Origin of the sequence: Bacillus cereus group sp. MYBK245-2, from assembly GCF_051916145.1 — a bacterium.
In the GTDB taxonomy this organism is placed as follows: domain Bacteria; phylum Bacillota; class Bacilli; order Bacillales; family Bacillaceae_G; genus Bacillus_A; species Bacillus_A pacificus.
Map to the genome: position 1 here is coordinate 751628 of NZ_JBQAGB010000001.1, position 26203 is coordinate 777830.

Genomic DNA, 26203 nt, shown 5'->3' on the forward strand with positions numbered 1-26203 from the left:
TAAAAGAGGCATGATTGTTTCATCATGCCTCTGAAATATGTTGAATGATTGTTTGAATTGCTTCTTTTCCATTATATTTTTTTAGAGCTGTTTTATACATTTCATTATTTTGATTTAATTCTTCGACATGCTTTATAAGAGATTTCACAGTCACATCTTCTTCATACAATACGGAAGCATATCCTTGTCTTTCAAAAGACTCTGCATTTAGTATTTGATCTCCACGACTTGCAAATTTCGATAGTGGAATTAAAACCATCGGCTTTTGCAATGTTAAAAACTCAAAAATGGCATTAGAGCCCGCACGTGAAATAACAAAATCTGTTATCGCTAATATGTCTGGCAATTCTCCATGTACATATTCAAATTGTCTATATCCTTCTTTATTTTGTAAACTTTCATCAAGATTACCTTTTCCGCAAAGGTGAACAATTTGATATTTTTTCAGAAGTTCTGGTAACGCTTCTCGAACCGTTTCATTAATTTTTTTTGCGCCCAAACTTCCTCCCATAATTGTAATAACTGGCTTTTTACGTGAAAAACCTAAAAATGCTAAACCTTTTTCCCGATTTCCCTTTAGTACTTCTTCACGTACAGGAGATCCTGTATAAATTACTTTTTCTTTCGGTAAATGTTTCGCAGCTTCTTCAAATGTAACAAATATTTTCGAAGCGAAACGGAGCGCAATTTTGTTTGCTAGTCCTGGCGTCATATCAGATTCATGTAATAAAACAGGGACTCTATTTAGCCATCCTCCAATTACGACTGGTACAGATACGAAACCACCTTTTGAAAAAATCACATCCGGTTTTAGTTTTCGAATCCTTACATACGCATCCATAACACCCTTCATTACAAGAAATGGATCTTTTATATTTTTCAAATCAAAATAACGGCGTAGCTTTCCGCTGGCAATACTATAGTACGGAATGCCTTCCTTTTCTATAATCGTTTTCTCAATTCCTTGATGAGAACCAATATAAGAAATATCCCAATTCTGTTCTTGTAAATGTGGAATGATGGCTAAATTAGGTGTTACATGCCCTGCCGAACCGCCACCTGTAAAGACTATTTTTTTCATACGTCTCCCCCTTCTAGACTATAATACACTAAAATATCTTGCCTCGGGGTGAGAAAATACCATAGCCGTTACAGACGCTTCTGGCTCCATCATAAATCCTTCCGTTAATGAAATACCTATTTCCTCTGGATGAATTAAGCGAAATAGCTTTTCTTGATCTGCGAGTTCTGGACATGCTGGATAACCGAAGGACACTCGTATTCCTCTATATTTCGTACGGAAGCGTTCTTCCATTGTCAGTTCTGGTGAATCTGGAATACCCCAACGATCACGAATAAGCATATGTGTCTTTTCAGCAAGTCCTTCTGCTAGTTCGAGCGCTAACGATTGAATGGCATGACTGCGTAAATAATCACCTTTCGCCTTCCACTCTTCAGCAATGTCACGAACACCTTCTCCAACCGTAACAGATAGGAAAGCAACATAGTCCATCTTATCTCCGACTGGGCGTAAATAATCACCTAAAGTACGATATGGTGCTTTTCCTTGTCTTGGAAATGTGAAACGTTCTATAACACGCGTATGATCTTCTGGATCATATATTACAATATTCTGTCCGTCGCTTTGCGCTGGGAAAAATTGATACACTGCTTTCGGTTTTAACCAAGATTGTCCTTCCTGCAATAATTCATCTATTAAATCATTTAATTCATGCGCTCTTTTATCTCCCTCTCGCAAAAGTTTCTTCACACTTCCCTTTAGGCCAAGGTGATGTCCAAGCAGCATTTGTCTATTTAGAAATGGCGCGAGATGTGAAACAGGAACATCTCTTAATACAATTCGTTTTGTTGAATCCGGCACGATAACCTCAGCCTTCGGTAATGGCTCAATTACTGCTGGAATTTCTACTTTCTTCTCTTCTTTTGTTACGATATGAAGATGACGTTCTTTTTTATCCTGCTTCATCTTCTCACGCTCTTCTTCTTTTTGAAGCTTATTAATAATATCCAGCCCCGTCATCGCATCACTTGCATAACATACGAGCCCTTTATAAGATGGCGAAATGCGATTATCTGTAAACTTTCTCGTTAACGCTGCCCCCCCTACAACAATTGGAATATCAATATCCGCCGCTTTTAAATCTTCAGCAGTCGTTACCATTTGTTGAGCCGATTTTACTAATAAACCAGAAAGACCTATAATATCAGGCTTCTTTTCTTGTACTTCTTGCACAATTCGATCCGAGCGAACATTAATTCCTAAATTAATAATCTCATATCCGTTATTTGCTAAAATAATTTCAACGAGATTTTTCCCAATATCATGCACATCACCTTTTACAGTTGCTAATAATACTTTCCCTTTTTTCGCACTATCGCTAGATTCCATATGTGGCTCTAAATAACTTACAGCAGCTTTCATACTTTCAGCACTTTGCAATACTTCAGCAACGATAAGCTCATTATTATTAAATAATCGTCCTACCTCATCCATTCCTGTCATAAGTGGGCCATTAATAATATCCAAAGGTTTTCTTCCTTCTGTAAGTGCGAGACTTAAATCTTCGTGTAAACCTTGTTTCGTACCTTCTACAATGTAATTTGCGAGCCTTTCATCAAGAGTTAATGTTTCTTGGACAACAACATCTTTCTTTTTTGCCACGCGATAGAAGTTTGTAAATTTTTCTAACGTCTCTTGCGTCGTTTCAAAAAGCAATGCATCTGCAAGGCGTTTTTCTTCATCAGGAATTGACGCATAGCGCTCTAATTTTTCCGTATTTACAATCGCGTAATCTAACCCTGCTTTCGTTGCATGATATAAAAAGACGGAATTTAACACTTCGCGACCAGCTGGTGGTAAACCAAATGATATGTTACTTACACCTAAAATCGTTAAACACTCTGGTAATGCTTCTTTAATAAGGCGAATCCCTTCTATCGTCGCAGCCGCCGAGCCAATATACTCTTCATCACCTGTCCCTACAGGAAATACAAGTGCATCAAAAATAATATCTGATGGGCGTATACCATATTTCGTCGTCAATAACTCATAACTTCTTTTCGCAATTTCTAGTTTTCTTTCCGCACTTACTGCCATTCCATCTTCATCGATTGTTCCAACTACAATTGCAGCACCATATTTACGAAGAAGCGGTGTCACTTTTTTAAATCGCTCTTCTCCATCTTCTAAATTAATTGAATTAATAACAGCTTTCCCTTGAATATAAGTAAGAGCTCGCTCCATCACATGTTCATCTGTTGAGTCAATCATAATCGGTACTTTTAGCACTTTTGTAACTTCTGCCAAGAAGTTTTCCATATCTTCTATTTCATCGCGGTCCGGGTCTGCCATACAAATATCAATAATATGAGCATTTTTCTTCACTTGCGCTCTAGCGATTTCAGCAGCCTCTTCAAATTTCCCTTCTGCTACTAATCGTTTAAATTTACGTGATCCAATAACATTTGTTCTTTCACCAACAAATAACGGTCTCATAGAGTCATCATATTGCAGTGCCTCTAATCCACTAACCCCGTGTCCCGCTCTCTCTTGCTGTTCACGAGTTTTAAGAGACGTTAATGCGGATTTCATTGCTTTTATATGTTCTGGTGTTGTACCACAACAACCACCGATAATATTAACCCATCCTTCTTCTGCAAATCGCTTCACTTTCTCGGCAAGCGAGGATGGAGATTCATGATAATGTCCATCTTCATCAGGAAGACCTGCATTTGGATAACAAGAAATGTAACACTCCGATAAATCAGATAGAGAACGAATATGGTCTCTCATAAACTCCGGACCAGTCGCACAGTTTAATCCAACAGATAATGGCTTCATATGTTCTACCGATAAGTAAAAAGCCTCAATTGTTTGCCCAGCTAGAGTCGTTCCCATCGGTTCAATCGTTCCCGAAATCATGATAGGTACAATTGTATTTAGTTCATCAAAAGCCGCTTGAATTCCAATATAAGCAGCTTTCACGTTACGCATATCTTGACTCGTCTCAACGAGTAATACATCCACTTCTCCTTTCAACAATCCTCTTGCCTGCCGCGTATAGGCTTCAATTAATTCTTCAAACGTTACACCACCAGTAACACTAATCGCTTTCGTCGTCGGTCCCATTGCTCCCGCAACATATACTTCCTTCCCGCTTTCTTCGACTGCTTGCTTCGCTAAACGAGCTGCCTTCTCATTTAGCTCCTCGTCTAAATGAGATAACTCATAATCACTTAGTACAATATTGGTTGCCCCAAATGTATTTGTTTCAATAATATCCGCTCCAGCTTCAATATAAGCTTTATGAATCTTTAAAATAACATCTGGTCTTGTTTCTACTAAATACTCATTACACCCTTCGTACTCCTCTCCTCCGAAATCTTCCGCAGTTAAGTCCTCTTGCTGGATCATCGTTCCCATTGCACCATCTAATATTAAGATGTTATTTTGTAATTTTTCTTCTATACATTTCATCAATTAATACCTTCTTTCACTTCTTGCTTTTCTCTCACATATTTAACAAGATGTTCTGTAATTTCATATTTTAGAAATGGTGTAATAAGATAAATGCCGTTAAAGTATTTCATCGCCGCATCGATTAATTCTTGAGAAATACGAATCCCTTCCTCAATTGCTGCCTCTTTCGTTTCATGTCCATCCATTCTCTCTCTTACTGCTTCAGGTAAAGTAATACCGGGCACCTCAAAATGAAGAAAATCTGCATTCCGTTTACTTATTAATGGCATAATCCCAATAAAAATAGGTTGTTCTAAATGCTTTGTCGCTTCATACACTTCTTCAATTAACGCGATATCATAGATTGGCTGCGTTAAGAAATATTCTGCTCCAGCATCTATTTTCCGTTCCATTCGCTTAACCGCTGCTTTTAAATGTCTTACATGCGGGTTAAATGCACCGCCCACAGAAAACCTTGTTGCCGGTCCAATGGATTTCCCTAAAACGGAACGCCCATCGTTCATTTCTTTAATCATTTTAATGAGCTCGATAGAGGACAAATCATATACAGAAGTGGCACCTGGAAAATCACCAACGCGTGCTGGATCTCCAGTTAAAGCTAACACTTCTTCCATGCCTAACGCTGATAATCCTAGTAAATGAGATTGTAGTCCGATGACGTTATGGTCTCTACATGTTAAGTGCGTCAATACCGGAATATCATGCTTCGTTAATAATGCTCCCATTGCCATATTCGAGATACGGGGCGATGCTAACGAATTATCTGCTAGAGTAATAGCATCTGCTCCAGCTCTTTTCAATGCTCTTGCGCCTTCAAAAAACCGCTGCGTATCTAACGTTTTTGGTGGATCTAATTCCACTACTACTGTCGTTTGTTTTTTTGCTTTCTCTGCTAAAGTGACATGAGCTTTTGAACGTTTCTCATGTGTATGAACTACTTTCGGTCTTTGAACCGTATCCTTTTCTATTACAGGCGTAACATTTAGAGTAGCACGTTTCATACTTTCAATATGTTCTGGAGTCGTGCCACAACAACCACCCAATAACCGAATACCTTGCTCAATAAATTTCGGTGTCATCGCTTCAAAATAAGCTGGACTTCCCTCATATACGTATCGTCCCTCTACATAATTTGGGAGACCTGCATTTGGATATGCTGACAAGTAACCATTTTTCGGAATCGATATCATTTTAAAAGCTTCCGTCATATGAAGTGGCCCTAGTTGGCAGTTCAATCCAACAACATTTGCACCGTAATCTAAAAGCTGTTTTAATATTTCATTTACATCATTTCCATTTTGAGTCGTACCCGCCTCATGTAACGCCAATTGCGCTACAATTGGAATATTTGTTTCTTTTCGTAACACCTGGACAGCATGAAGTAATTCAAACTCATCATAAAAAGTCTCTAATAGCAGTCCATCTACCTGTTCTTCTAATAATGCACTTGCCTGTTCCAGTAACATAAATTCTCGCTCCATATCAGTTGTCGTAACCGCCCCGATATGTTTCATACCACCAATTGTGCCTAAAATTGCATTTCTGTCTGTAACAGATGCTTTCGCCAGTTTTACTGCCGCTCTATTAATTTCAGTAACTTGATTTTCTAATCCATACATACGTAATTTCGCTTCATTTGCTCCGTACGTATTTGTTTGAATCACATCTGCCCCAGCCGCTACATATTGCTTATGAATCGATATAATTAAATCTGGATCAGATATATTCAATTCTTCAAAACTACTTTGTAAACCATGTGAATGTAATAACGTCCCAACCGCACCATCACCTATTACAATTCCTTTTGATAATAAATCTAGTAATTTCACAAATCTCCCTCATTTCTATCAATATAAAAACCCCCTCTTCACTTTGAAGAGGGGGACATAATCGATCCTCCTCTTATTATGCAAAACATTCGTTTTGCAGGTATTAGCACCGTTTCAAACATTTCGTTTGAAGGTTGCCGGGTTTCACAGGGCCTTTCCCTCCACCGCTCTCAATAAGAGTTTGTCTTTATTATTTTATTTATGTAGCTAAAAGGAAATGCGTTCCCCTTTTAACAATGTTTGTTAATTTTTTTATAAATTTAGCACGCACAAATACAAAAGTCAATGACACTTGCGGAAAAATAAAAATTATTTAAAATAAAGTTGCAATTCAATTATCTTTTGTTGTAAAGTTAAAAACATAATAAAATTTCATACGAACATTCTTATCTAGAGAGGTAGAGGGACTGGCCCTATGACGCCTCAGCAACCATTAACATTTGTTAATAAGGTGCTAATTCCAGCAAATTGTGAAAGATTTGACAGATGAGAAGAAGACTCTATTCAAACCGAAAGCCTTCTTCTTAGAAGGCTTTTTTTATTTTATATTCAACTAATGGTTCAATTTAAAAAGGAGGAATTTTCACATGTCAACTATCGAAACAAAATTAGCGCAAATCGGAAACCGGAGTGAAACTACAACAGGAACTGTTAATCCACCTGTTTATTTTTCAACTGCTTATCGTCACGAAGGAATTGGTAAATCTACTGGATTTGATTATTCACGAACTGGAAATCCAACGCGCGGCCTATTAGAACAGGCAATCGCAGACTTAGAATGCGGCGAACAAGGTTATGCCTGTAGTTCAGGGATGGCAGCCGTTCTTCTTGTCCTTTCCCTATTCCACTCTGGAGACGAACTTATTGTTTCCGAAGATTTATACGGTGGCACTTATCGATTATTTTCTGAGCACGAAAAAAAGTGGAACGTTCGATGTAGATACGTAAATACACAATCTATTAAACAAATTGAGCAAGCCATCACAACGAAAACGAAGGCTATTTTCATAGAAACTCCAACTAATCCATTAATGCAAGTTACCGATATTGCCGCTGTTGCAACTGTAGCGAAAAGACACGGACTACTTCTTATTGTAGACAACACATTCTACACACCTTATATACAGCAGCCATTAACAGAAGGTGCCGATATCGTACTTCATAGTGCAACGAAATATTTAGGTGGTCATAACGATGTACTAAGCGGACTTGTCGTTGCAAAAGGAAAGGAACTTTGTGAGGAAATCGCTCATTATCATAATGCCTCTGGTGCCGTCTTAAGTCCATTTGACTCATGGCTATTAATTCGTGGTATGAAAACGTTAGCGCTTCGCATGAGACAACATGAAGAAAATGCAAAAGCAGTTGTTGCTTATTTAAATGATGAGGATGGGGTGACAGATGTATTTTATCCTGGAAGAGGCGGCATGATCTCATTTCGTCTGAAAGATGAAACATGGATTAATCCATTCTTACAATCTTTATCCTTAATTACATTTGCCGAAAGTCTCGGTGGTGTTGAAAGTTTAATGACATATCCAGCAACGCAAACACACGCTGATATTCCTGAAGAAATTAGAACAGCAAACGGTGTATGTAATCGTCTTCTTCGATTTTCCGTTGGTATTGAAAATAGTAACGATTTAATTCAAGACTTACAGCAAGCCGTTAAACTTGTAAAAGAAGGTGTAAGAATATGAGTTATTCTATAGATACACTCTTACTGCACAACCAATATAAACATGACTCGCAAACAGGAGCTGTTAACGTTCCCATCTATAACACATCAACATTTCACCAATTTGATGTAGATACGTTTGGGAAATATGACTATAGCAGGTCAGGAAATCCAACTCGTGAAGCTCTTGAAGACATCATTGCTTTATTAGAAGGCGGAACAAAAGGATTTGCCTTCGCATCAGGAATTGCAGCGATTTCTACTGCATTCCTCCTCCTTTCACAAGGTGATCACGTACTCATTTCAGAAGACGTATACGGAGGGACTTATCGAATGATAACTGAAGTTCTCTCCCGTTACGGTGTTTCACATACATTTGTTGATATGACCAATTTAGAAGAAATAAAACAAAACATTAAGCCAAATACAAAACTCTTTTATGTAGAAACACCTTCCAATCCACTTTTAAAAGTAACAGATATTCGTGCTGTTTCTAAACTTGCAAAATCTATTGGCGCCCTTACTTTTGTTGATAATACATTTTTGACACCACTATTCCAGAAACCACTTGACCTTGGCGCTGATGTCGTTCTTCATAGTGCCACAAAATTCATTGCCGGTCATAGTGATGTTACTGCCGGATTAGCAGTTGTAAAAGATACCGATCTCGCTCAAAAACTTGGCTTTTTACAAAATTCATTCGGCGCTATTCTAGGCCCGCAAGATTGTTCTCTCGTACTTCGTGGTCTAAAAACATTGCATGTACGTCTTGAGCATTCAGCTGCTAATGCCAATAAAATTGCACACTATTTACAAGAGCACGCTAAAGTTCAAAATGTCTATTATCCAGGATTACAAACACATCTTGGATTTAACATTCAACAATCTCAAGCTACATCAGCAGGAGCTGTCCTATCTTTCACTTTACAATCAGAAGACGCACTCCGCCAATTTTTATCAAAAGTAAAATTACCTGTCTTTGCGGTTAGTTTAGGGGCTGTCGAATCGATCCTTTCCTACCCAGCTAAAATGTCACATGCAGCACTATCGCAAGAAGCTCGTGATGAAAGAGGGATTTCAAATTCATTACTTCGGCTATCCGTCGGTCTTGAAAATGTTGACGATTTAATATCCGATTTTGAAAATGCCCTTTCTTATGTAGAAGAACCTGTAAATGCATAGAGAGCAGAGAAGATATGAAATTAAGTTATCATATCTTCTTTTTTACGCTGATAAGTATATTTTTCAACCCTTCGTATAATTCATAAAAAAATGATAGATCACTATCTGTTTCCAAGTAATGAATTAATTGATATATTAAGAAGTAAAAAAGGGGCAAAAATAATGGATACATGTGCAGATGTTTTAATCGTTATCGATTTACAAAATGGAGTATGTTATAGTGAGGAGCATTTATTTAATTTACAAAATTTACTTACAAAAGTAAATAAAAGAATTTCTTCATACAGAAAATCAAATAAACCAATTCTTTTCGTTCAACATTGTGATGATGATTTAGTACCTGAAAAAGAACTTTGGGCTATTCATTCAGATTTAGATGTTCAAAAACAAGATTTTTTTGTAAGAAAAACACATGCCAATTCTTTTTATAACACAAACTTGAAAGAGATTTTAGATCAATTATCTGTACATCGTATTGAATTTTGTGGTGCCCAAACAGAGTACTGTATGGATACCACGATTAAATTTGCCCATGGACTAGGGTACAAAAACTTCATGTTCCAGAAAGCAACCTCTACGTTAAATAATCCATTTATGTCCGCAAAAGAGACAATTGATTTTTATGAAAATATATGGAACCACAGATTTTTAAAATTGATGAAAGATGAAATCTAGAATACATAACTAACGTCTTGGTAATTCTAAGATGTATCAGCTATATTCAAACATTTCATTTTCACCATAAAGAAGCTGACTACATTCGGCTTCTTTTCTTTTAACCTGTTTTATATTCTATATATAACATTATAATTCCTTTGTCATATTATTTTAAAAATTTTGTATATTCATTTGAAAGAATAAGAAAATCATGATAAAATTGTGTTACAAATATATCTATATCTTTCAATTTTTAAAACGCATCGAAATTTTCACCCAAAAATGTCATTTTACAAAACCGTGCTAAATTATCTACTTTATTTACATCAGGGTCTCTTTTCTTACAATTTCTTTACTTTAGGAATGTTTTTCTGCAACAACTGTTTCCTTTTCTTTAATTTTTTGGTATGTATAATATGGTATAACAGCTCACACGGAGGTGGAAAAGAACATGTTAGAAACCTTTCAAAAAGAAATAGAACTATATGAAAGCAATGCAGAATTATTGAAAGTACTTGCTCATCCTGTTCGCTTATGTATTGTAAAAGGATTAATTGAACGTGGTCCAAGCAACGTTTCTACAATGTACACTGGCTTAAACATGCCACAATCTACAATTTCACAGCATTTAGCAAAGTTAAAAAGTGCTAAAATCGTTTCAAGTGAAAGAAAAGGATTGGAGATTTATTACAAAGTAGAAAACGAGACAATTATTCAACTCGTTCGCGTATTATTGGGTTAGGGACTCATAGACAGAGAAAAAGGACGTATTTTATATTTTTCATCTCATATCTTTAATATAAATATATATCATGAGAGGAAATATATGATGCTACATAAGTCGTATTAAAAAACAAGACACAGAACTATGCTGTGTCTTGTTTTTTTATATTTTCAAATACCGATCCAAGTGTAACCGTTGCATATGTTTCGTATGTATAACAACATCACATGCACTCCCTAATCCTCCACTCAAAATCATAGAATGAACTGCACGATTTTGTTTTTGAATTTCAGAAAAAGGATCCCTATCTTGATGATTCGTAAGCAGCTCTAGTATTCCTGCTGCTAACAAAAACTCAGATTGTTTCTTATGCCATACCATATTCATACCTTGCAGGCTAAACATTTCTTTCAGTTCGTCCCAATGAATATGAGTAGTAAGATCCATTTCACCTGGATACGCTAAAGGATTACGAATTAACTTATGCTCGTAATATCCTCGTAAACTCCCTTCTTGATGTGCAGGATGCATCCATTCTTCTTTTGTATATCCATAATCAACTGTAATACATACACCTCGTTGAAACCATTTCGCAATTTCTTTTATATATTCTTCCATCGCAATCGGCACTTCAAAACGCTGGCCTTCAGCAAGATGAATATTATATTTCAATAAGTATCGACCAATTCTTTTATGTAACGGCCTACATACTTCTGCAAGTTTCCCTTCCTCTGTGTACGTAACACGTACTTCATACAATATTCCATTTCTCTTCTCAATTACTTCAACAGGAAATGCATCAAATAACTCATTCGAAAAAAGAATCCCCTCGAACGATTCTCCCATTTCACTATGCGACGTATAATATGACACATTAGAAAACGAACAAAGAGTTTTTTGCTGCAATTTTCTATGAAAAGGGCTCATTTCAATTATCGAATAGTTTAAATCAATAAAGGTTTCCGGTGATAATTGCTTCCATTCTTGTAAAACATCATAGGCAAACCTTCCTGTCCCCCCACCAATCTCACAAATATGTGGAACAACTTCACCATTTTCAACAAGACGAATAAAAAACTTAGCAAAGGTTTTTGCAAACACAGAGGATACGTTGCTACTTGTAAAAAAGTCCCCTTGTCTTCCTATTTTTTCACGTTCTTTCATATAATATCCATGTTCCTCTGCGTATAATGCGAGGCTCATATATGTACTGTATGAAATTGAATAATCCTTTTCTTTTTCCATCCATTCTTTTAAAATGAGCTCCATCTTCACACTAGCTCCTTACTGTAAAAATGGATTATTTTCTTTTTCAAAACCAATGCTTGTTTCTGGACCATGTCCACATAGCACCGCTGTTTCATCAGGTAATACAAATAATTTCTCTTCAATACTTCCAATCAATTCTGCAAAACTTCCACCAGGTAAATCTGTTCTTCCAATACTCATTTGGAACAATACATCTCCAGAAAATACAGCATTCGCCTCTTTACAGTAATAAGAAATACTGCCTGGAGAATGTCCTGGTGTCTCAAAAATTTCAAAGTTAAATGAACCAATTGCTAATGCACCTTCTGCATCAATAATATGATCTGCTGGTTTTGCTGTAATGCTGCGATTCATCATAAAGATTTGAGAACCATTTACAGTTGCATCGCCTAACCAATCTGCTTCTTCTTTATGTACGTACACAGGAATATGAAAAGCGTCTCTTACCGCATCAACAGCACCAATATGATCAAAGTGAGCATGTGTTAATAAAACAGCCAATGGCTTTAATTGTTCTTCTTGTAAATATGTAACGAGCTTCTCTCCTTCGTGACCAGGATCAAAGATAATACACTCATTTTGCTCATTCGTTAAAATATAAGCATTTGTTTGTAATGGGCCTAACGGCATTTGTATCCATTTCATATGAAAATCTCCTCCAATTATTAAACTTACTTTCAATGATACAACATTTTTTTCTCTTAGGAAAAGAAAGGATGCTATCTCGACAATCATTTTTAAAACATGTACAATATAAAAGAGTAAATATTCCAAAAACTCATATTAAAGAATGGGTAGACAGAGGAGGATATTGTATGGGCCTTGTTATTATTTTTACGCTTGTCACTCTGTTAGCTGTATTTGCTACGCTTAGAACACTTCGCGAAAAGAATTTTCTCGCGGGCGGCTTTGCAATTGCAACTGTACTCGTTTTCGGATGGTTTACAATCATGACTGTTCTATATAACGGGTACCCACCAGCAGCTTAATTCATTTACATGCTCGTCTTCATCAAGATTTCGCACAAAAAGAGGAAGGGTTTCCCCTTCCTCTTTTCATACTTCACAACTTATATCATCTTCGCTTCGTATTTGTGCTTTTTTACAAGCCAAGCTCCTCCGATAACACCTGCATCATTACCAAGTGTTGCAATAGCTAACTTCGTGCTCTTTACAGCACGTGAGAAAGCATATTGCTCAAAATAGCGTTGAATTGGTTCTAAAAGTGCATCTCCAGCTTTAGAAACACCTCCGCCAATAACGATTTTCTCTGGGTTCAACGTGCTAGAAAGGTTCGCTACAGCTAATCCTAAATAAGAAGCTACCTTTTCTACTACTTCGCCTGCTAGTTCATCACCTTGTCCATGTGCTTCAAATACGTCTTTTGATGTGATACGTCCTTCTTCTGCTAACATAGAACGTAGAATACTTTCTTTATCAGTCTCTTGTATTTTTTGCATAGCAACACGCACAATACCTGTTGCAGATGCTACAGTTTCTAGGCAACCAGACTTCCCACAATTACATGGGAAAGCATTCTCTGTAACGACTGTAATATGTCCGATTTCACCAGCAGCACCGCTTACGCCGTGTACAATCTCTCCATTGGCAATTACACCGCCGCCAACACCAGTGCCAAGCGTCATACAAATTAAATCTTTTGCTCCTTCACCAGCACCTTTCCACATTTCACCAAGCGCTGCTAAGTTCGCATCATTATCAATCACAACAGGTAATCCTGTTTCTACTTCTAATAAATCTTTTAACGGATAGTTCTTCCATCCTAAGTTAACCGCTTCATAAATCATTCCAGACGCCACGTGTACAGGGCCAGGAGCTCCCATACCAATACCGATTAACTTACTTTTTAATTCGCCTAACTCTTCTAACTTTTTATCAATAGCTTTCGCTACATCAAGTGTAATATGTTTTCCTTGCTCATTTGTATTCGTAGGGATTTCCCACTTATGTAAAATTTCACCGTATACATTAATAAATGCTAATTTAATCGTTGTACCACCAAGGTCAACACCAACTAACCATTTCTCTTCCATGTTGCTTACCTACCTTTATCTAATTCTTATTTAGCTCTTTTTGAATTTCTTGCTTCAATAAAAATAAAGCTGTTTGATAGTCTTGTGGATCGATTAGCTGTGATTGATTTAATTCACGCAATTCATCTTGCATTAATTGTAAATCTGCAATTCGATCTCCCGTATAAATAATCGTACCAAATTTCTTTAGCAATTGCTGAATATCATATATAGATACCATTTCATCACCCTCTATGCTCACTTACTATAAAAAATTATAATAAGAAAACGTTCACATATTTTATTATAATCAAGAAGAAAAAGTCTCGTCAATTTTTATTTGTCTATACAAGCCCATTTTTAACCATTGTTCCTTTTTCTGTAATAATTTTTTCTACATTTTTATCAAACGGCTCTATTGGAATATGGTCTACCATTTGAAAACTATAAGCTAATGATAGCGTTTTCCCTTTATAATGCATGAGATAACGATCATAATAGCCACCACCATATCCAATCCGTTCTCCTCGCTCTGTATAAGCTACACCTGGTACAATTTGAAGGTCAATTTCATCTGCATTCACTTCTTCCGTAAGCGCTGGAATTGGCTCACGTAAATTCATATACACTGTTTCTAACTGATCAAAATTGCTAATTTTCCTAAAGGACATTGTTCTTGCTTCTTTATTACACTTCGGAACGACAACTTTCTTTCCTTCTTCCCAAGCTTTTTCGATAATAGGATATGTATTCACTTCATTTTCCATTGAGAGAGTGATTCCAATTGTTTTAGCTTCAGCCCACTCTTTTTGCTCATACAACGAAAATGCTATTTGCTCTGATAAAGTTGTATACCGTTCTTTTGATAAAGAATTCATGTGCTCTATTATTTGTTTACGTAAACGTAGTTTCTCTTCTCTCACACATTTCCCCCCTCACAGTGATACTTTGCTCTACGATGATAGTGTATCACTTTTAAGAGAGGAATCGAATAAAAAAAGAAACAGTAGGAAAATATTCCTACTGCTTACTTTGTTTCACGGTGTAACGTAGACTTCTTGTCACGCTTGCAATACTTTTTAAGCTCGATACGCTCAGCGTTGTTACGTTTGTTTTTCTTTGAGATATAGTTACGATCTCCGCATTCTGTACATGCTAGAGTAATATTCACACGCATTCTTATTTCCCTCCAGTACTAATAACTTAAATCAGACTATACTATAATACCACTTTTAAAATAAAAATTCTACACCTTTTGATATTGTCTAATTTTTTCTATAAGATTTTTCATGTTTTCCCTTGCTATTACTGGGTTTCTAGCATGTGAATACACTAAAAATTTCGGTTGTTTTGTGTCAGAAACGATATAAGACCACTCTTTTTCGGTATATTTGAACTGTACTCCTTCAAATATGCCTTCTTCCTTCCTTTCGATATCAGCCAATAATTTCCTCATCACTTTCCCTTTTTCATTCCATGAACATACAACTTCATCACAAAGTAAATAAAGCGGCGGTGATTGCTCTACTATGCTGAGAAAGGTTTTTCCCTGCAATGCTATTAACTCGAATAATTTTCCAATTCGATATAAAATATCTCGCTTCCATCTCGCTTGAAACGATTTTTTTTCATCCTGCGTATAAAATAGAAGATAACATTCTCCTAATTTCAAAGACATTGGGTAAATATTTCCTGCCGATTCCAGTAATAAATCTGGAATATCAATCTCTTCAAAATCCGTCCCTTGGTAAATATTACTATGATTATCATATAACTCGAAATAATTTCCTTGCTCTGAAAACATAAGCGCCATATTTGCTTTACTTGATTTCATCAAAGCTTTCACATGATCCTTTTGTTCGCCCGCATAAATCCACGTAACTGTGCATCCGAGCCTTTGCAAAAAGAGCATAAGCAAATGTTGTAACATATCATTTCTCTTATTAATAAGAAGATGAAACTTCTGTTTTTTTATTTTCTCAATATCAATACGCTCTAATACAGCCTCTATATAATTATGTAAAGAAACGTGTACTAGCTTATTCCGCCCCATTTCCTTCTCACATACGTAATAAAACGACTCAGACATATACACTTGTTCTATCGCTTTTTGCTGCTTATACGTTAACTGTGCCCCATCCTTACCATACAACTTTATAACAATCTCTTTTTCTTTTTCCGCTTGAATGAAAACCCCACCCGCACATTGCAAATCTTGAATGCTGTACTGAAAAAGTGATTCGTTCATTTCTTTGCATTCCATCGTATGAATCCCAATACCATGAATTGCATGAAGAAAAAGATTTTTATAAGAAGTCGTTTCTATATGTTCTTGACTCCCGATTAATATACTTTCCCCTTTTGTGAAAAGAGATCCGTACGCCATCGCAACCTTTACAATAAATTGAGGCGTAATCTCCACATTACCTCTTCCTACAATTCGGCTTTTTTGCAACCATCCTGCACTCTTCTCACTTTCTTGAACACCAGCCGATCCGACTACCGAATGACTATCAATCGCCTTATATGGCCATAGTTTTCCCTTTTGCTTAATTACCGTACTTTTCCCTATATGACAATGGTCCGCTACAATGCTTTTTTGAAACAATGTAACGTCATCTTCCACCATTGTATGTTCTCCTATTGTCGTTTCTAGTAACTCACAATATTTCCCAATGTGCGCATTTGCAAAAATAATACTCTTTTGAAGATGAGAATAACTTGAAACAACACTATTTTTCCCGATAATAGAGTATGGCTCAATTACAGATCCAGCACCAATTCTTGCTCCTTCACCAATAAAAGAAGGACCGTGAATTTTCGTTCCTTTTCCAATCGTTACCCCTTCTCCCATCCATACCATCGGTAATACTTCCGTATATGGAATAGGTACTTGCAATTTTTTCGTTAACAAATCAAATTGTGCTTGTCGATATTGATCAAATGTACCGATATCTAACCAGTAACCTTCTGACAAATATGCAAATAATGCGTTCTTATTTGCCAATAACGGAAACACATCTTGACTAAAATCAAAAAATTCTTGGGGCGGTATGTAAGAAAAAATTTCTGGCTCCATAATATATATACCTGTATTCACAATATTAGAGACTACTTCATTCCAACTCGGTTTTTCTATGTATCGTGTAACCTCTTGTTCTTTGTTCATTACAACTAAACCAAATGAGAGTGGATTTTCTACTTCCTTTACAAACATAGTTACCATTCTTTTCTTTTGTTCATGAAACGTAATTCCTTCTGATAATTGAAAATCAGTTAACGCATCCCCACTTATGACAACAAACGGTTCATCCAAAAATTTTTCCGCTTGTTTAATACTCCCTGCAGTTCCAAGCGGTGGAGAGTCTTCAAAGTAGTACAAGTTAACGCCCCATTTGCTACCGTCACCAAAATATTGCTTAATAGCCGTACTCATATACTGAACAGTAATTGCAATCTCACGTATACCATGCTGACGCAATAATTCAATGTTGTATTCTAAAACTGGCTTTTCTAATAATGGCAACATCGGCTTTGGAGTATTACATGTTAATGGTCTAAGGCGTCGTCCTTTTCCTCCAGCTAAAATAACCCCCTTCATATACTTCAGCCTCCACTTATATAATGTTCAGTAACTTCATATACGATATGTATATTATCTACCCAGCATTAACTAGCAGTATAAAAATTTCATTAGTGGGGGGTTCTTCATCCCCTACTGATTATTAGCCTTGCCCAATCGGGCCGACAGGCAGTAAAGTTCCCCTTATATACATTCACCTTTCAACAAGTGAAGAAAGCGTTTACTATCAACTTTTAAAATATTACTTAATAAGCGAATAACATATACGCCCTATTTTTTCCATTATATTATGATACATCTTATCATCATAAACTAAAGGAAACAACGAGCTTTTTTTGTCATGTTTTGACTAAAAAAAGCAGGTGATGTTTCACCTGCTTTTTTTCTTTATTCATTTAATAAGTAATGCTTTCCCTTTACTAAATAAAAAACATTTTCAGCAATATTTGTAATATGGTCTGCTACACGTTCAATATATCTCGCTACAAAGGATAATTGTGTAATTTGTGTAATTGCTTCTGGTTGTTCTGGAACTGAAGATATAAATTCACGAATCGCTTTCCCATATATTTCATCAACAGAATCATCCATTTCGGCAATTTGCTTCGCAAAAGTTAAATTTTCTTGCTCATATGCATCTAGCGCTAACTGTAACATCTTATTTGCAATCGCAAACATCTCATCAAGATTGTGCAAACTAACAGACACGTCTTTTTCCCCGAGACGAATGGTTGATTTCGCAATATTAACAGCATGATCTGCAATACGTTCTAAATCTGTCGCTGTTTTAATTGAAATGAAAATCCTTCTTAAATCACTTGCTACAGGTTGCTGCTTCGTAATGAGCATAAGCGCAAGATCATTTATTTCCTCTTCTAAATTATCCATACGATAATCACCATCTATTACCTCTAACGCTTTCTCTACATCCTTTTTATGAAGCCCTTCCATAGCAAGCAATAAAGCTTCTCTCGCTAGTTCACCAAGCTCAATCACCTTTTGCTGTAACGTTTTTAAATCACATTGAAATTGTTCTCGTACCATTGTTTCTTCCCCCTCAATATTATGTGCCAATATATATAACTCTCCTACCTAGCCTACTTATAATAAGCCTTAAGATAGGAGAAGTATTACTTCTCTAATTTAAATGAGGTAAAAATAAGAAATACCCTCTGTTAAGAGGGTATTTGCTCTTAGCCTTGCTAGCGACATCAACCGAATCGGCCTGTAATATAATCTTCTGTACGCTTATCTGAAGGTGTCGTAAATAATTTATTTGTATCTGTATACTCCACAACTTCTCCACTTAAGAAGAAAGCAGTTTTATCTGAAATACGCGCAGCTTGTTGCATGTTATGCGTTACAATAACGATACTAAAATCTTTCTTTAACTCTTGAATTAATTCTTCTACTTTTAATGTTGAAATTGGATCTAGTGCTGATGTTGGCTCATCCATTAAAATAACGTCTGGTTCAATCGCTAAACAACGTGCGATACATAGACGCTGTTGCTGTCCACCAGATAAACCGTATGCATTATCATGCAAACGATCTTTTAACTCATCCCAAATCGCTGCTCCACGTAAACTTTTTTCAACAATTTCATCTAACGTTTTCTTGTCGCTAATACCATGAATTTTCGGGCCGTATGCTACATTTTCATAAATAGATTTTGGAAATGGATTTGGTTTTTGGAACACCATTCCTACATGTGTTCGTAATTCTTCAACTGGATATGATTTATCAAATATATTGCGCTCTCTATATTCAATTACGCCTGTAGTTCGCACGATTGGTACTAACTCTACCATACGATTTAATGTTTTTAAGTACGTTGATTTACCACAACCACTTGGCCCGATAATTGCTGTAACTTCATTCTCATGAATACTTAAGTTAATATCTTTTAAAGCATGGTCTTCTCCATACCATAAATTTAAGTTTTTCGTATCAAATACTACTTTCTTTGGCGCAGTCTCGATTTTCTCCTCGTTTTTCACCTGTACATTTACTACTGTTGCTACCATTTGAATTCCCCTTTCATCCATTTCCAACTTATTTTCGATTTCGCAACCATAGGACAACTATATTAATCAAGAGCAACAAACCTAACAAAACAATCATCCCAGCAGCTGCTACATACTGAAATTCTTCCTGTGGTCTACTCATCCAATTAAAAATTTGAATTGGTAAAACTGTAAATCTATCAAACATACTAAACGGAACATAATTTGCAAATGCAAGTGCCCCGATAACTAATAACGGTGCCGCTTCTCCAATCGCTCTTGATATCGCTAACGTACAACCTGTTATAATTCCTGGGAACGCATATGGCAATACAACTTGATACATCGTTTGCCACTTCGTAGCACCTAACCCGTAAGAAGCTTCTAATAATGACCTCGGTACAGATCGTATCGCTTCTTGACTCGCTACAACAACTGTCGGTAAGACGAGTAAGCTCATCGTCAGTGCCGCTGCAATAATACTCTCACCTAAATGAAGAGCGTATACAAAAATGGTTAAGCCGAGTAATCCAAATACGACGGAAGGTACTCCTGCTAACGTTTGATTATTAATTTCTATTACCTTTTTAAATATAGATTCCTTCGCATATTGCTCTAAATAAAGAGCAGTTCCGACCCCAAATATAAAGGAGAGTGATATAACAATACTCATAAATAATATTGTTCCTGACAAAGCTGCAGCAATCCCAGCTTCTTTCGGATTACGCGAAGCGAAGTTTGTAAAGAAATCTAACGAAAGGTAACTGACACCTTTTCCAAAAATTTGAAAAAGCAAAATAAGTAGGATTACTATTGAAAACAAAATTGCCATATAAAATAACAATTGGTAAATTCGATCTTTTAAAAAACGTGATGCCATATTTTCTTGTATTTTTTTATGATTCAACATGCGCATATTATGTCACCCTCCTAAAGCGGCGCATAATAAATTGCGAAATGATGTTCATTATAAAAGTAAACAAGAATAACGTTGCGCCTACAGCGTACATGCTGTAATAAGTAAGTGTTCCATGCGGAGCATCACCTAAACTCACTTGCACAATATAAGCTGTTAACGTTTGAATAGAGTGTGTCGGATCGAGCGATACGTTCGGTGTGGATCCTGCTGCAATTACAACGATCATCGTTTCACCGATTGCTCTGGAAGCAGCTAATATAATTGCTGCCATAATCCCTGCGAAAGCTGAAGGAAACACGACTTGTTTTACCATCTCAAACCGAGTTGCTCCAAGTGCCAACGAAGCTTCTTTCGTTCCTTTTGCTACAGCTCTCATTGCATCTTCAGACAGAGATGCAATTGTAGGTATCATCATAAAGCCAATCACAATACCTGGACTAATCGCATTAAAAAACTGTAAATCAGGTATAATCCGTTGTAAAAGCGGTGTAACAACTGTTAATGCAAAAAAGCCATATACAATTGTCGGGATACCTGCTAATAGTTCTAACATCGGTTTTAATACTTTTCTTACACTGTTTGAAGCATATTCGCTTAAAAATACGGCACACGCTAAACCGATAGGAATTGCTACGAACATGGCGATCGCTGTTACAAGGACCGTTCCACATATAAGTGGTAATATACCGAATTTAGGGTCTTCAAAAAAAGGTAACCATTCTTTCTCTGTCAAAAAGGAGAGCAATGATATTTTTTGAAAAAACATTATTGTTTCATTAGAAAGCGTAAAAATAATTCCAAGTGTCGTCGCAATAGACACGCTAGCAATTATTTTTAGTAATAATGGAACGATTCGATTGATTCGCTGCGTTTTTTTTCTATGTTTTGTATTTCTTTCAATCAAATGTTGTACAGAAAATGTAGTTTGACTTTTGTCATTATAAGCCAAAGATGAAAACCCCTTTCCACCCTGACATTACCTTTTTATTTCTGTTAACATCCGCAGCTGTTCATTGTATTTTTCTTTTGGTAATTTTACATATCCAACCTCTTCAGCAAGATTACCAACATGCTGAATCATAAACTCAATATAGTTTGCTACATTCATTTTATTTCGGATAGATGCATGATTCACATAAGCAAATAGTGACCTAGATAACGGCTTATACTCACCTGATTGAATCGTGTCTTTCGTCGGAAGTACACCATTCACTTTTATTGCTCTCACCTTATCTCGATTGGCCATATAATAAGCATATCCTACAAAAGCAATGGCATTTTTATCATTCATTACCCCTTGCATAATAACTTGATCATCTTCAGACAAAGAGACTTTTTTTACAATGCGACTTTTTTGTAAGATGACATTTTGAAAATAATCATACGTACCAGAGTCTACACCTGGCGCATAAAACTTTACCTGTTCACGTGGCCATGATGAATGAATTTGTGACCATCGCTTTTCACTTGCATCTTCACTCCATAATAGACGTAACTCGTCTACCGTCATATTGTCTACCCAATTATTTTGACGATTCACAACGATCGTAAGACCGTCATAAGCGACTTCAAACGGTGTAAACTGAATGGAGTTTTTCTTCATTTCATTTTCTTCCACTTGTTTCATTACTCTCGAAGCATTATTTATATCTACTTCTCCTTTACTGAAACGATTAAATCCTCCTCCTGTTCCAGAAACACTGATGGAAATTTTCACGTTCGGATGCACCTTTGTATATTCCTCCGCTACTGCTTCTATAATAGGAAAAACCGTTGAGGATCCATCAACTCTCACTTCTCCCATTTCATTCACAGCAAATGCAGTAGACGTGCCAACATAACAGAAACATGTCGACAGTATGAAAACTTTAATCGATGCACTTATCCATTTCACGTGTTCTTCCTCCTAGAAGTAACCGGAAATAACAGGATTACAGATATAAGAATACTGCTAAACTATTAATTCGGTTTTAATTGTTTGTAAAAGTTTTGTAAAGTTCCACAAGAATCAACATTAGGTAAATTATTAATCTGTAGCCACCGTTCATCTTCACTAAGGATCGGTCCATAACTCCCATAGTGAATGCATACGTATTATTTGCGAGGTCCCTTAAAATTCCGATATAATCTGCTTGTCCACTTTATTAAAACGTATGCATGAACCATAAAAAAAAGCACACTATCTTTTCAGATAGTGTGCTTTTTTTACAACTTTTTTATTCATCATCTTGCTTTTTATTTTTCTTATCTATTTCCTCTTGTGTAGCTTCGCCATTTTCTACCTTTTTCAAATCAAAGTACGCGTCCATAATGTCACGACTAATATAACCGTTAATACCTGATTTATCATCTACCCAAGGTACAACAACAGAAAATGCTACTTCAGGGTCTTCAAGTGGCGCATAACCTACTAATGTTAAGTTATATGTTTCTTTACGCTCACCGTTTGCTTTTCTACCAATCTCTTTATCTCCGCCATACACAGTTTGAGCTGTACCTGTTTTACCAGCAGCTTTATATGATGCGCCTGTAAAGTATTTCGCAGCTGTACCACCAGACTCATTAAATACTTGTCTAAATCCTTCCTGAACACGTTTAATTTGTGATTCAGGCATATCAATACGGTTTAGTACTTTCGGTTCCATTGAGTGAACGACTTTTCCAACTTCGCCTTGTTTCGCTTCCGGTTGACGAATTTCTTTTACAACTTGCGGCTGCATACGGTAACCACCATTTGCAATTGTTGAAACATACTGTGCTAATTGAAGTGGTGTGTACGTGTCATACTGCCCAATTGATAAATCTAATAAGAAACCTGGCTGATTTCCTCTACCTGTTTGACCCGCAGATTCATTTGGTAAATCGATACCTGTTTTTACACCAAGTCCAAACTGTCCGAAATAATAACGCATCGTATCAAATGCTTTTTGTGGTATATCTAACGTACCACCTCTTACATATTGAACACCTGCGATATTCATCGCTGTTTTAAACATATATACGTTAGAAGACATTTTTAATGCTGTTAAATCATTAATGTATCCCATCGTCTTCCAAGAAGATTTTTGTGGCGTTCCCTTTAATCTGATTGGTTCATCAAGTTGAACTGAACCTGGTTGAATGGCACCTGTCTGATACCCAGTAAGTACTGTCGCACCTTTTACAGTTGATCCCATCGGATAAGAACTTGTCATCGTTCCTAATGCGAAATCTTGCACTTTCGTCTCGCCATTTTCTTCTACTAACTGTTTCCCTGCCATAGATAAAACTTCACCATTTTTTGGATTCATCATTACAACGAATGCGCGATCTAAAAGAGGTTGTCCCCCTTTATATCTCAATAAATTTTTCGTGATAATTTCTTCTACACGCTTTTGTAATTCCATATCAATTGTTAAATTCAGATTGTTACCACTTTGCCCTTTTGATACATTAATCGTTTCTAAAATATTACCGTTTTTATCCGTAATATTTCTCACTTCCGCTTTATTACCGTGCAAACTATCTTCATATTGCTGCTCAAGATAGCTTTTCCCTACGCGGTCATTTCGATTATAATCACGAACAAGATAGTAATCTAGTCTTTCTCTCGGTAAACCTTCGTCAGAAGTTGTTACACCTCCAAGTACACTTCGGAACAAATCGCCATCATATGCATATTTTCGTTCCCAATCGACACTTGTATCTACTCCCGGCAATTGCGCTAAATTTTCACTAATAATCGCATATTCCTCATCTGTAGCATCCTTTTTAATGACTTGTGGCGTCATCGCATATCCGCCGTCCATTTTGCTTTTAATCGCTAGCACTTCTAAATCTTTTGCAGATAATTGATTCACTTCTTCTTCCGTCACGCGATTTCGTTGACGCTCATCTAATTCTTTATCGTCAATTTTTTTATCTTTAAACTCTTGACGATCCTTTTTCGTAATTTTTTCTTGCGCTTCTTCTTTATGAATAGCAAGCCAATAATCTTTTTTATCGCGATCTGTTAATTTATCTGTCGGTACTTCAATCAAATCTGCTAATTTTTTCGCTGTTTCTAAGCGAGCCTCGGCAGTTGATCCTTTCATTTTTGTAAATGTAATCGTACGTACAGCTGCATTATCTACTACAGGTCGCCCATAACGGTCAAATATTTTCCCACGTGGTACAGGATTACTTATCGTCGAGTTTTCTTTCCTCTCCACTTCATTCTTATATTCCTCACCGCGAACAATTTGTACATATCCAAGCCTTACAATAACCGCGGAGAACATTAAAAACACGCAGAAAAACAGCACGTTTAACCGAAAAGGAACGTGAGTCTTTTTCTTTTGTTGTTTCTGCTTCTTACCCATACAAACCCCCTCTACCAACAGCTATGTAATTTGAAAGGGACACCTTCATACAGGTGTCCTCACTGCTGTCTTACATCTTTTTCTATTCTAGCATAAAACAAACGATAAGTTAACCTTCTGGTTCTGTTTGATTCTGCGTGGTTCCTTGTGCTACAACACTTGTGTTCCCTGCATTTCCTTCATCATATTTGACATTTTTAACTGCAAAATAAATAAGAAAATGTCCAGCACCTAAAATACATAGTAAGACAGGTAAACTCTTTTCAGGCGGAAAGAATAATACAGCACATAAAAAACTTAAAACTGAACAAATTCTCCCAGCATTTAACCATAATTCTCGGACAACAACATACTCTACACGCCACTCTCTCGCATTTTTCGCTCTACCAATTACATCATATGTCATCGATCCATATGGAACGAGTAAAATAGGGTATGCAATCGCAATGCATGCTGCATAAATAAGTAATTTTGTGTATGTAACATTGAATATAACTAAAAATACGACAGCATATAAAATAATGCCTCCAAGTAAAATTGCTTTTTTTCGCCACTCTTTCTTTAACATACGAGCAACTAAATAGTAACATACAAATGATACAGCAGAATTTACTAAGCTATATTTCCCTAATGCAAGCTCACTATCGGTTGCTAAGTACACGTATACTGAAATAACAAAAATGAATGTTCCCTCTCTCAATCCTTGGAAAAAATGAGCACGTGTAATTCTCCCCCAATTTTTATCAATCCGTCGCTCTTTCAAAACTTGTGTAACCTCATAACGACCTTCACATTCTCTCTTAGATACAAAAAAGCTTAAAACGACAGCAATTGCAAATAACAGTAACGAGAGGAAGAATATGACCGTATAACCACTCCACTTTTCCATACGTGAAATTGTGTATCCAGCTGCTATCGGTCCAATCATGCCAGAGAAGGATGTAAGAAGCCCAAGAAACCCGTTAAAGAAATCTCTTGTTTCTGGTTCTGTAATCTCAAATGTTAATAAATTAAACGCGAGCCAGTAAAAACCATATCCGACTCCTAAAAGAGCCCCCATTAATAAAATATAGTGAGAAGCGCTTTTTCCCGCTACTAAAACAACGATAAAAAAAATCGCTAACGTGCCTACGCCTATTCGTAACAAGATCGAGCGATCAATACGCTTCGCTAATTTCCCACCTATAAGAAATGTGAGGGGCTGCAATACAACGCTGGCCAAATTATACAAGCCGAGATTCACATAATTTTGTGTTTGTTTCCATAAATAAATGTTAACAAACGTATTCGATAAAGAAATTGCGAGCGTGTATAAACCTCCAATAAGGAGTAATAACACTAAATCCCGATTCACTTCAACGTCACCAATTATATGTTTCCACTTCATACACAACTCTCCTTTACTTCATGTTCTAGTCTTCCAAAGACAAGCCCAATTATGTAAAAGGAAAGCATAGAAAAAAGCTAGGAGCATTCTCCTAGC

General features: G+C 36.4%; 22 protein-coding genes and 2 riboswitches. Of the genes, 5 read left to right on the forward strand and 17 right to left on the reverse strand.

The window, feature by feature from the left end; translation table 11 throughout:
* Positions 1–22 precede the first annotated feature (22 nt).
* From murG to ACTFRN_RS03980, 3 genes are read right to left on the reverse strand one after another with little or no spacing between them, the layout of a single operon-like run.
* Positions 23–1081 (reverse strand): undecaprenyldiphospho-muramoylpentapeptide beta-N-acetylglucosaminyltransferase, encoded by a 1059-nt coding sequence (gene murG / locus ACTFRN_RS03970; protein WP_000724750.1) that lies wholly within the window; start codon positions 1079–1081, stop codon positions 23–25.
* Positions 1082–1099: 18 nt separating this feature from the next.
* Positions 1100–4498 (reverse strand): methionine synthase, encoded by a 3399-nt coding sequence (gene metH, locus ACTFRN_RS03975; RefSeq protein WP_000649695.1) that lies wholly within the window; start codon positions 4496–4498, stop codon positions 1100–1102.
* Positions 4498–6330 carry a bifunctional homocysteine S-methyltransferase/methylenetetrahydrofolate reductase gene (locus ACTFRN_RS03980; protein ID WP_000770334.1) on the reverse strand — a complete coding sequence of 611 codons (1833 nt, stop codon included), beginning with the start codon at positions 6328–6330 and terminating at the stop codon, positions 4498–4500. The genes metH and ACTFRN_RS03980 overlap by 1 nt, the downstream gene beginning before the upstream one ends.
* Positions 6331–6400: 70 nt before the next feature.
* A riboswitch (SAM riboswitch) is annotated at positions 6401–6510 on the reverse strand.
* Positions 6511–6713: 203 nt separating this feature from the next.
* Positions 6714–6823, forward strand: a riboswitch (SAM riboswitch).
* Between the two features lie 94 nt (positions 6824–6917).
* Here ACTFRN_RS03980 and metI point away from each other — a divergent pair.
* From metI to ACTFRN_RS04000, 4 genes are all read left to right on the forward strand, one after another.
* Entirely contained in the window at positions 6918–8030 is a 1113-nt protein-coding gene (metI, locus tag ACTFRN_RS03985) for a cystathionine gamma-synthase/O-acetylhomoserine thiolyase (RefSeq protein ID WP_014893512.1), read from the forward strand.
* The gene (metC, locus tag ACTFRN_RS03990; RefSeq protein WP_000122291.1) at positions 8027–9190 is read left to right on the forward strand and encodes a cystathionine beta-lyase; all 1164 of its coding nucleotides are present in this window, start codon (positions 8027–8029) and stop codon (positions 9188–9190) included. Before metI ends, metC begins: the two co-directional genes overlap by 4 nt.
* Before the next feature lie 162 nt (positions 9191–9352).
* The gene (locus tag ACTFRN_RS03995; protein ID WP_014893511.1) at positions 9353–9865 is read left to right on the forward strand and encodes a cysteine hydrolase family protein; all 513 of its coding nucleotides are present in this window, start codon (positions 9353–9355) and stop codon (positions 9863–9865) included.
* Between the two features lie 433 nt (positions 9866–10298).
* Positions 10299–10589 (forward strand): ArsR/SmtB family transcription factor, encoded by a 291-nt coding sequence (locus ACTFRN_RS04000; RefSeq protein ID WP_000894375.1) that lies wholly within the window; start codon positions 10299–10301, stop codon positions 10587–10589.
* 144 nt (positions 10590–10733) lie between these two features.
* Here ACTFRN_RS04000 and ACTFRN_RS04005 read toward each other — a convergent pair whose 3' ends face one another.
* Positions 10734–11846: a class I SAM-dependent methyltransferase gene (locus tag ACTFRN_RS04005; protein WP_049113848.1), complete on the reverse strand. Its 1113-nt coding sequence runs from the start codon at positions 11844–11846 to the stop codon at positions 10734–10736.
* Between the two features lie 9 nt (positions 11847–11855).
* Positions 11856–12485: an MBL fold metallo-hydrolase gene (locus ACTFRN_RS04010; RefSeq protein ID WP_000871248.1), complete on the reverse strand. Its 630-nt coding sequence runs from the start codon at positions 12483–12485 to the stop codon at positions 11856–11858.
* A gap of 170 nt (positions 12486–12655) precedes the next feature.
* On the opposite strand from ACTFRN_RS04010, the gene ACTFRN_RS04015 reads away from it, so the two are divergent.
* Complete coding sequence (locus ACTFRN_RS04015) at positions 12656–12829, forward strand: DUF2759 domain-containing protein (protein ID WP_000524853.1); 174 nt, start codon at positions 12656–12658, stop codon at positions 12827–12829.
* A gap of 80 nt (positions 12830–12909) precedes the next feature.
* On the opposite strand, the gene glcK is transcribed toward ACTFRN_RS04015, so the two are convergent.
* The 12 genes from glcK to ACTFRN_RS04075 form a co-directional block, all read right to left on the reverse strand.
* Positions 12910–13893: a glucokinase gene (gene glcK / locus ACTFRN_RS04020; protein ID WP_000391706.1), complete on the reverse strand. Its 984-nt coding sequence runs from the start codon at positions 13891–13893 to the stop codon at positions 12910–12912.
* Positions 13894–13912: 19 nt separating this feature from the next.
* The gene (locus ACTFRN_RS04025; RefSeq protein WP_000253699.1) at positions 13913–14113 is read right to left on the reverse strand and encodes a YqgQ family protein; all 201 of its coding nucleotides are present in this window, start codon (positions 14111–14113) and stop codon (positions 13913–13915) included.
* Between the two features lie 103 nt (positions 14114–14216).
* Entirely contained in the window at positions 14217–14795 is a 579-nt protein-coding gene (locus tag ACTFRN_RS04030) for a 5-formyltetrahydrofolate cyclo-ligase (protein ID WP_001206422.1), read from the reverse strand.
* A 104-nt stretch (positions 14796–14899) separates the two neighbouring features.
* Positions 14900–15049 carry a 50S ribosomal protein L33 gene (gene rpmG / locus ACTFRN_RS04035; RefSeq protein ID WP_001265616.1) on the reverse strand — a complete coding sequence of 50 codons (150 nt, stop codon included), beginning with the start codon at positions 15047–15049 and terminating at the stop codon, positions 14900–14902.
* A gap of 69 nt (positions 15050–15118) precedes the next feature.
* The gene (locus tag ACTFRN_RS04040) at positions 15119–17473 is read right to left on the reverse strand and encodes a sugar phosphate nucleotidyltransferase (protein ID WP_000679294.1); all 2355 of its coding nucleotides are present in this window, start codon (positions 17471–17473) and stop codon (positions 15119–15121) included.
* 369 nt (positions 17474–17842) lie between these two features.
* Positions 17843–18499, reverse strand: coding sequence for a phosphate signaling complex protein PhoU (gene phoU, locus ACTFRN_RS04045; RefSeq protein WP_000251231.1), 657 nt, complete (start codon positions 18497–18499; stop codon positions 17843–17845).
* A gap of 167 nt (positions 18500–18666) precedes the next feature.
* On the reverse strand, positions 18667–19482 hold the full coding sequence (gene pstB / locus ACTFRN_RS04050; RefSeq protein ID WP_000226683.1) for a phosphate ABC transporter ATP-binding protein: 816 nt from the start codon (positions 19480–19482) through the stop codon (positions 18667–18669).
* A gap of 28 nt (positions 19483–19510) precedes the next feature.
* Positions 19511–20377 (reverse strand): phosphate ABC transporter permease PstA, encoded by an 867-nt coding sequence (pstA, locus tag ACTFRN_RS04055; protein WP_001242548.1) that lies wholly within the window; start codon positions 20375–20377, stop codon positions 19511–19513.
* Between the two features lies 1 nt (position 20378).
* A complete protein-coding gene (gene pstC, locus ACTFRN_RS04060) occupies positions 20379–21329 on the reverse strand; it encodes a phosphate ABC transporter permease subunit PstC (RefSeq protein ID WP_000323888.1) in 951 nt (316 codons plus the stop codon).
* A 27-nt stretch (positions 21330–21356) separates the two neighbouring features.
* On the reverse strand, positions 21357–22274 hold the full coding sequence (gene phoX / locus ACTFRN_RS04065) for a phosphate ABC transporter substrate-binding protein PhoX (RefSeq protein ID WP_049113852.1): 918 nt from the start codon (positions 22272–22274) through the stop codon (positions 21357–21359).
* Between the two features lie 322 nt (positions 22275–22596).
* Positions 22597–24720, reverse strand: coding sequence for a peptidoglycan D,D-transpeptidase FtsI family protein (locus ACTFRN_RS04070; protein ID WP_000516829.1), 2124 nt, complete (start codon positions 24718–24720; stop codon positions 22597–22599).
* Between the two features lie 109 nt (positions 24721–24829).
* On the reverse strand, positions 24830–26107 hold the full coding sequence (locus ACTFRN_RS04075) for an MFS transporter (RefSeq protein WP_000871368.1): 1278 nt from the start codon (positions 26105–26107) through the stop codon (positions 24830–24832).
* Positions 26108–26203 lie beyond the last annotated feature (96 nt).

Coding starts and splice junctions, on each gene's coding strand:
- ACTFRN_RS04040 (WP_000679294.1), bottom strand. CDS start 17,473: ATGAAGGGGGTTATTTTAGCTGGAGGAAAAGGACGACGCCTTAGACCA.
- ACTFRN_RS04000 (WP_000894375.1), top strand. CDS start 10,299: ATGTTAGAAACCTTTCAAAAAGAAATAGAACTATATGAAAGCAATGCA.
- metI (WP_014893512.1), top strand. CDS start 6,918: ATGTCAACTATCGAAACAAAATTAGCGCAAATCGGAAACCGGAGTGAA.
- metC (WP_000122291.1), top strand. CDS start 8,027: ATGAGTTATTCTATAGATACACTCTTACTGCACAACCAATATAAACAT.
- pstB (WP_000226683.1), bottom strand. CDS start 19,482: ATGGTAGCAACAGTAGTAAATGTACAGGTGAAAAACGAGGAGAAAATC.
- ACTFRN_RS04010 (WP_000871248.1), bottom strand. CDS start 12,485: ATGAAATGGATACAAATGCCGTTAGGCCCATTACAAACAAATGCTTAT.
- ACTFRN_RS03995 (WP_014893511.1), top strand. CDS start 9,353: ATGGATACATGTGCAGATGTTTTAATCGTTATCGATTTACAAAATGGA.
- ACTFRN_RS04025 (WP_000253699.1), bottom strand. CDS start 14,113: ATGGTATCTATATATGATATTCAGCAATTGCTAAAGAAATTTGGTACG.
- glcK (WP_000391706.1), bottom strand. CDS start 13,893: ATGGAAGAGAAATGGTTAGTTGGTGTTGACCTTGGTGGTACAACGATT.
- ACTFRN_RS04015 (WP_000524853.1), top strand. CDS start 12,656: ATGGGCCTTGTTATTATTTTTACGCTTGTCACTCTGTTAGCTGTATTT.
- murG (WP_000724750.1), bottom strand. CDS start 1,081: ATGAAAAAAATAGTCTTTACAGGTGGCGGTTCGGCAGGGCATGTAACA.
- phoU (WP_000251231.1), bottom strand. CDS start 18,499: ATGGTACGAGAACAATTTCAATGTGATTTAAAAACGTTACAGCAAAAG.
- pstA (WP_001242548.1), bottom strand. CDS start 20,377: ATGCGCATGTTGAATCATAAAAAAATACAAGAAAATATGGCATCACGT.
- ACTFRN_RS04070 (WP_000516829.1), bottom strand. CDS start 24,720: ATGGGTAAGAAGCAGAAACAACAAAAGAAAAAGACTCACGTTCCTTTT.
- rpmG (WP_001265616.1), bottom strand. CDS start 15,049: ATGCGTGTGAATATTACTCTAGCATGTACAGAATGCGGAGATCGTAAC.
- metH (WP_000649695.1), bottom strand. CDS start 4,498: ATGAAATGTATAGAAGAAAAATTACAAAATAACATCTTAATATTAGAT.
- ACTFRN_RS04075 (WP_000871368.1), bottom strand. CDS start 26,107: ATGAAGTGGAAACATATAATTGGTGACGTTGAAGTGAATCGGGATTTA.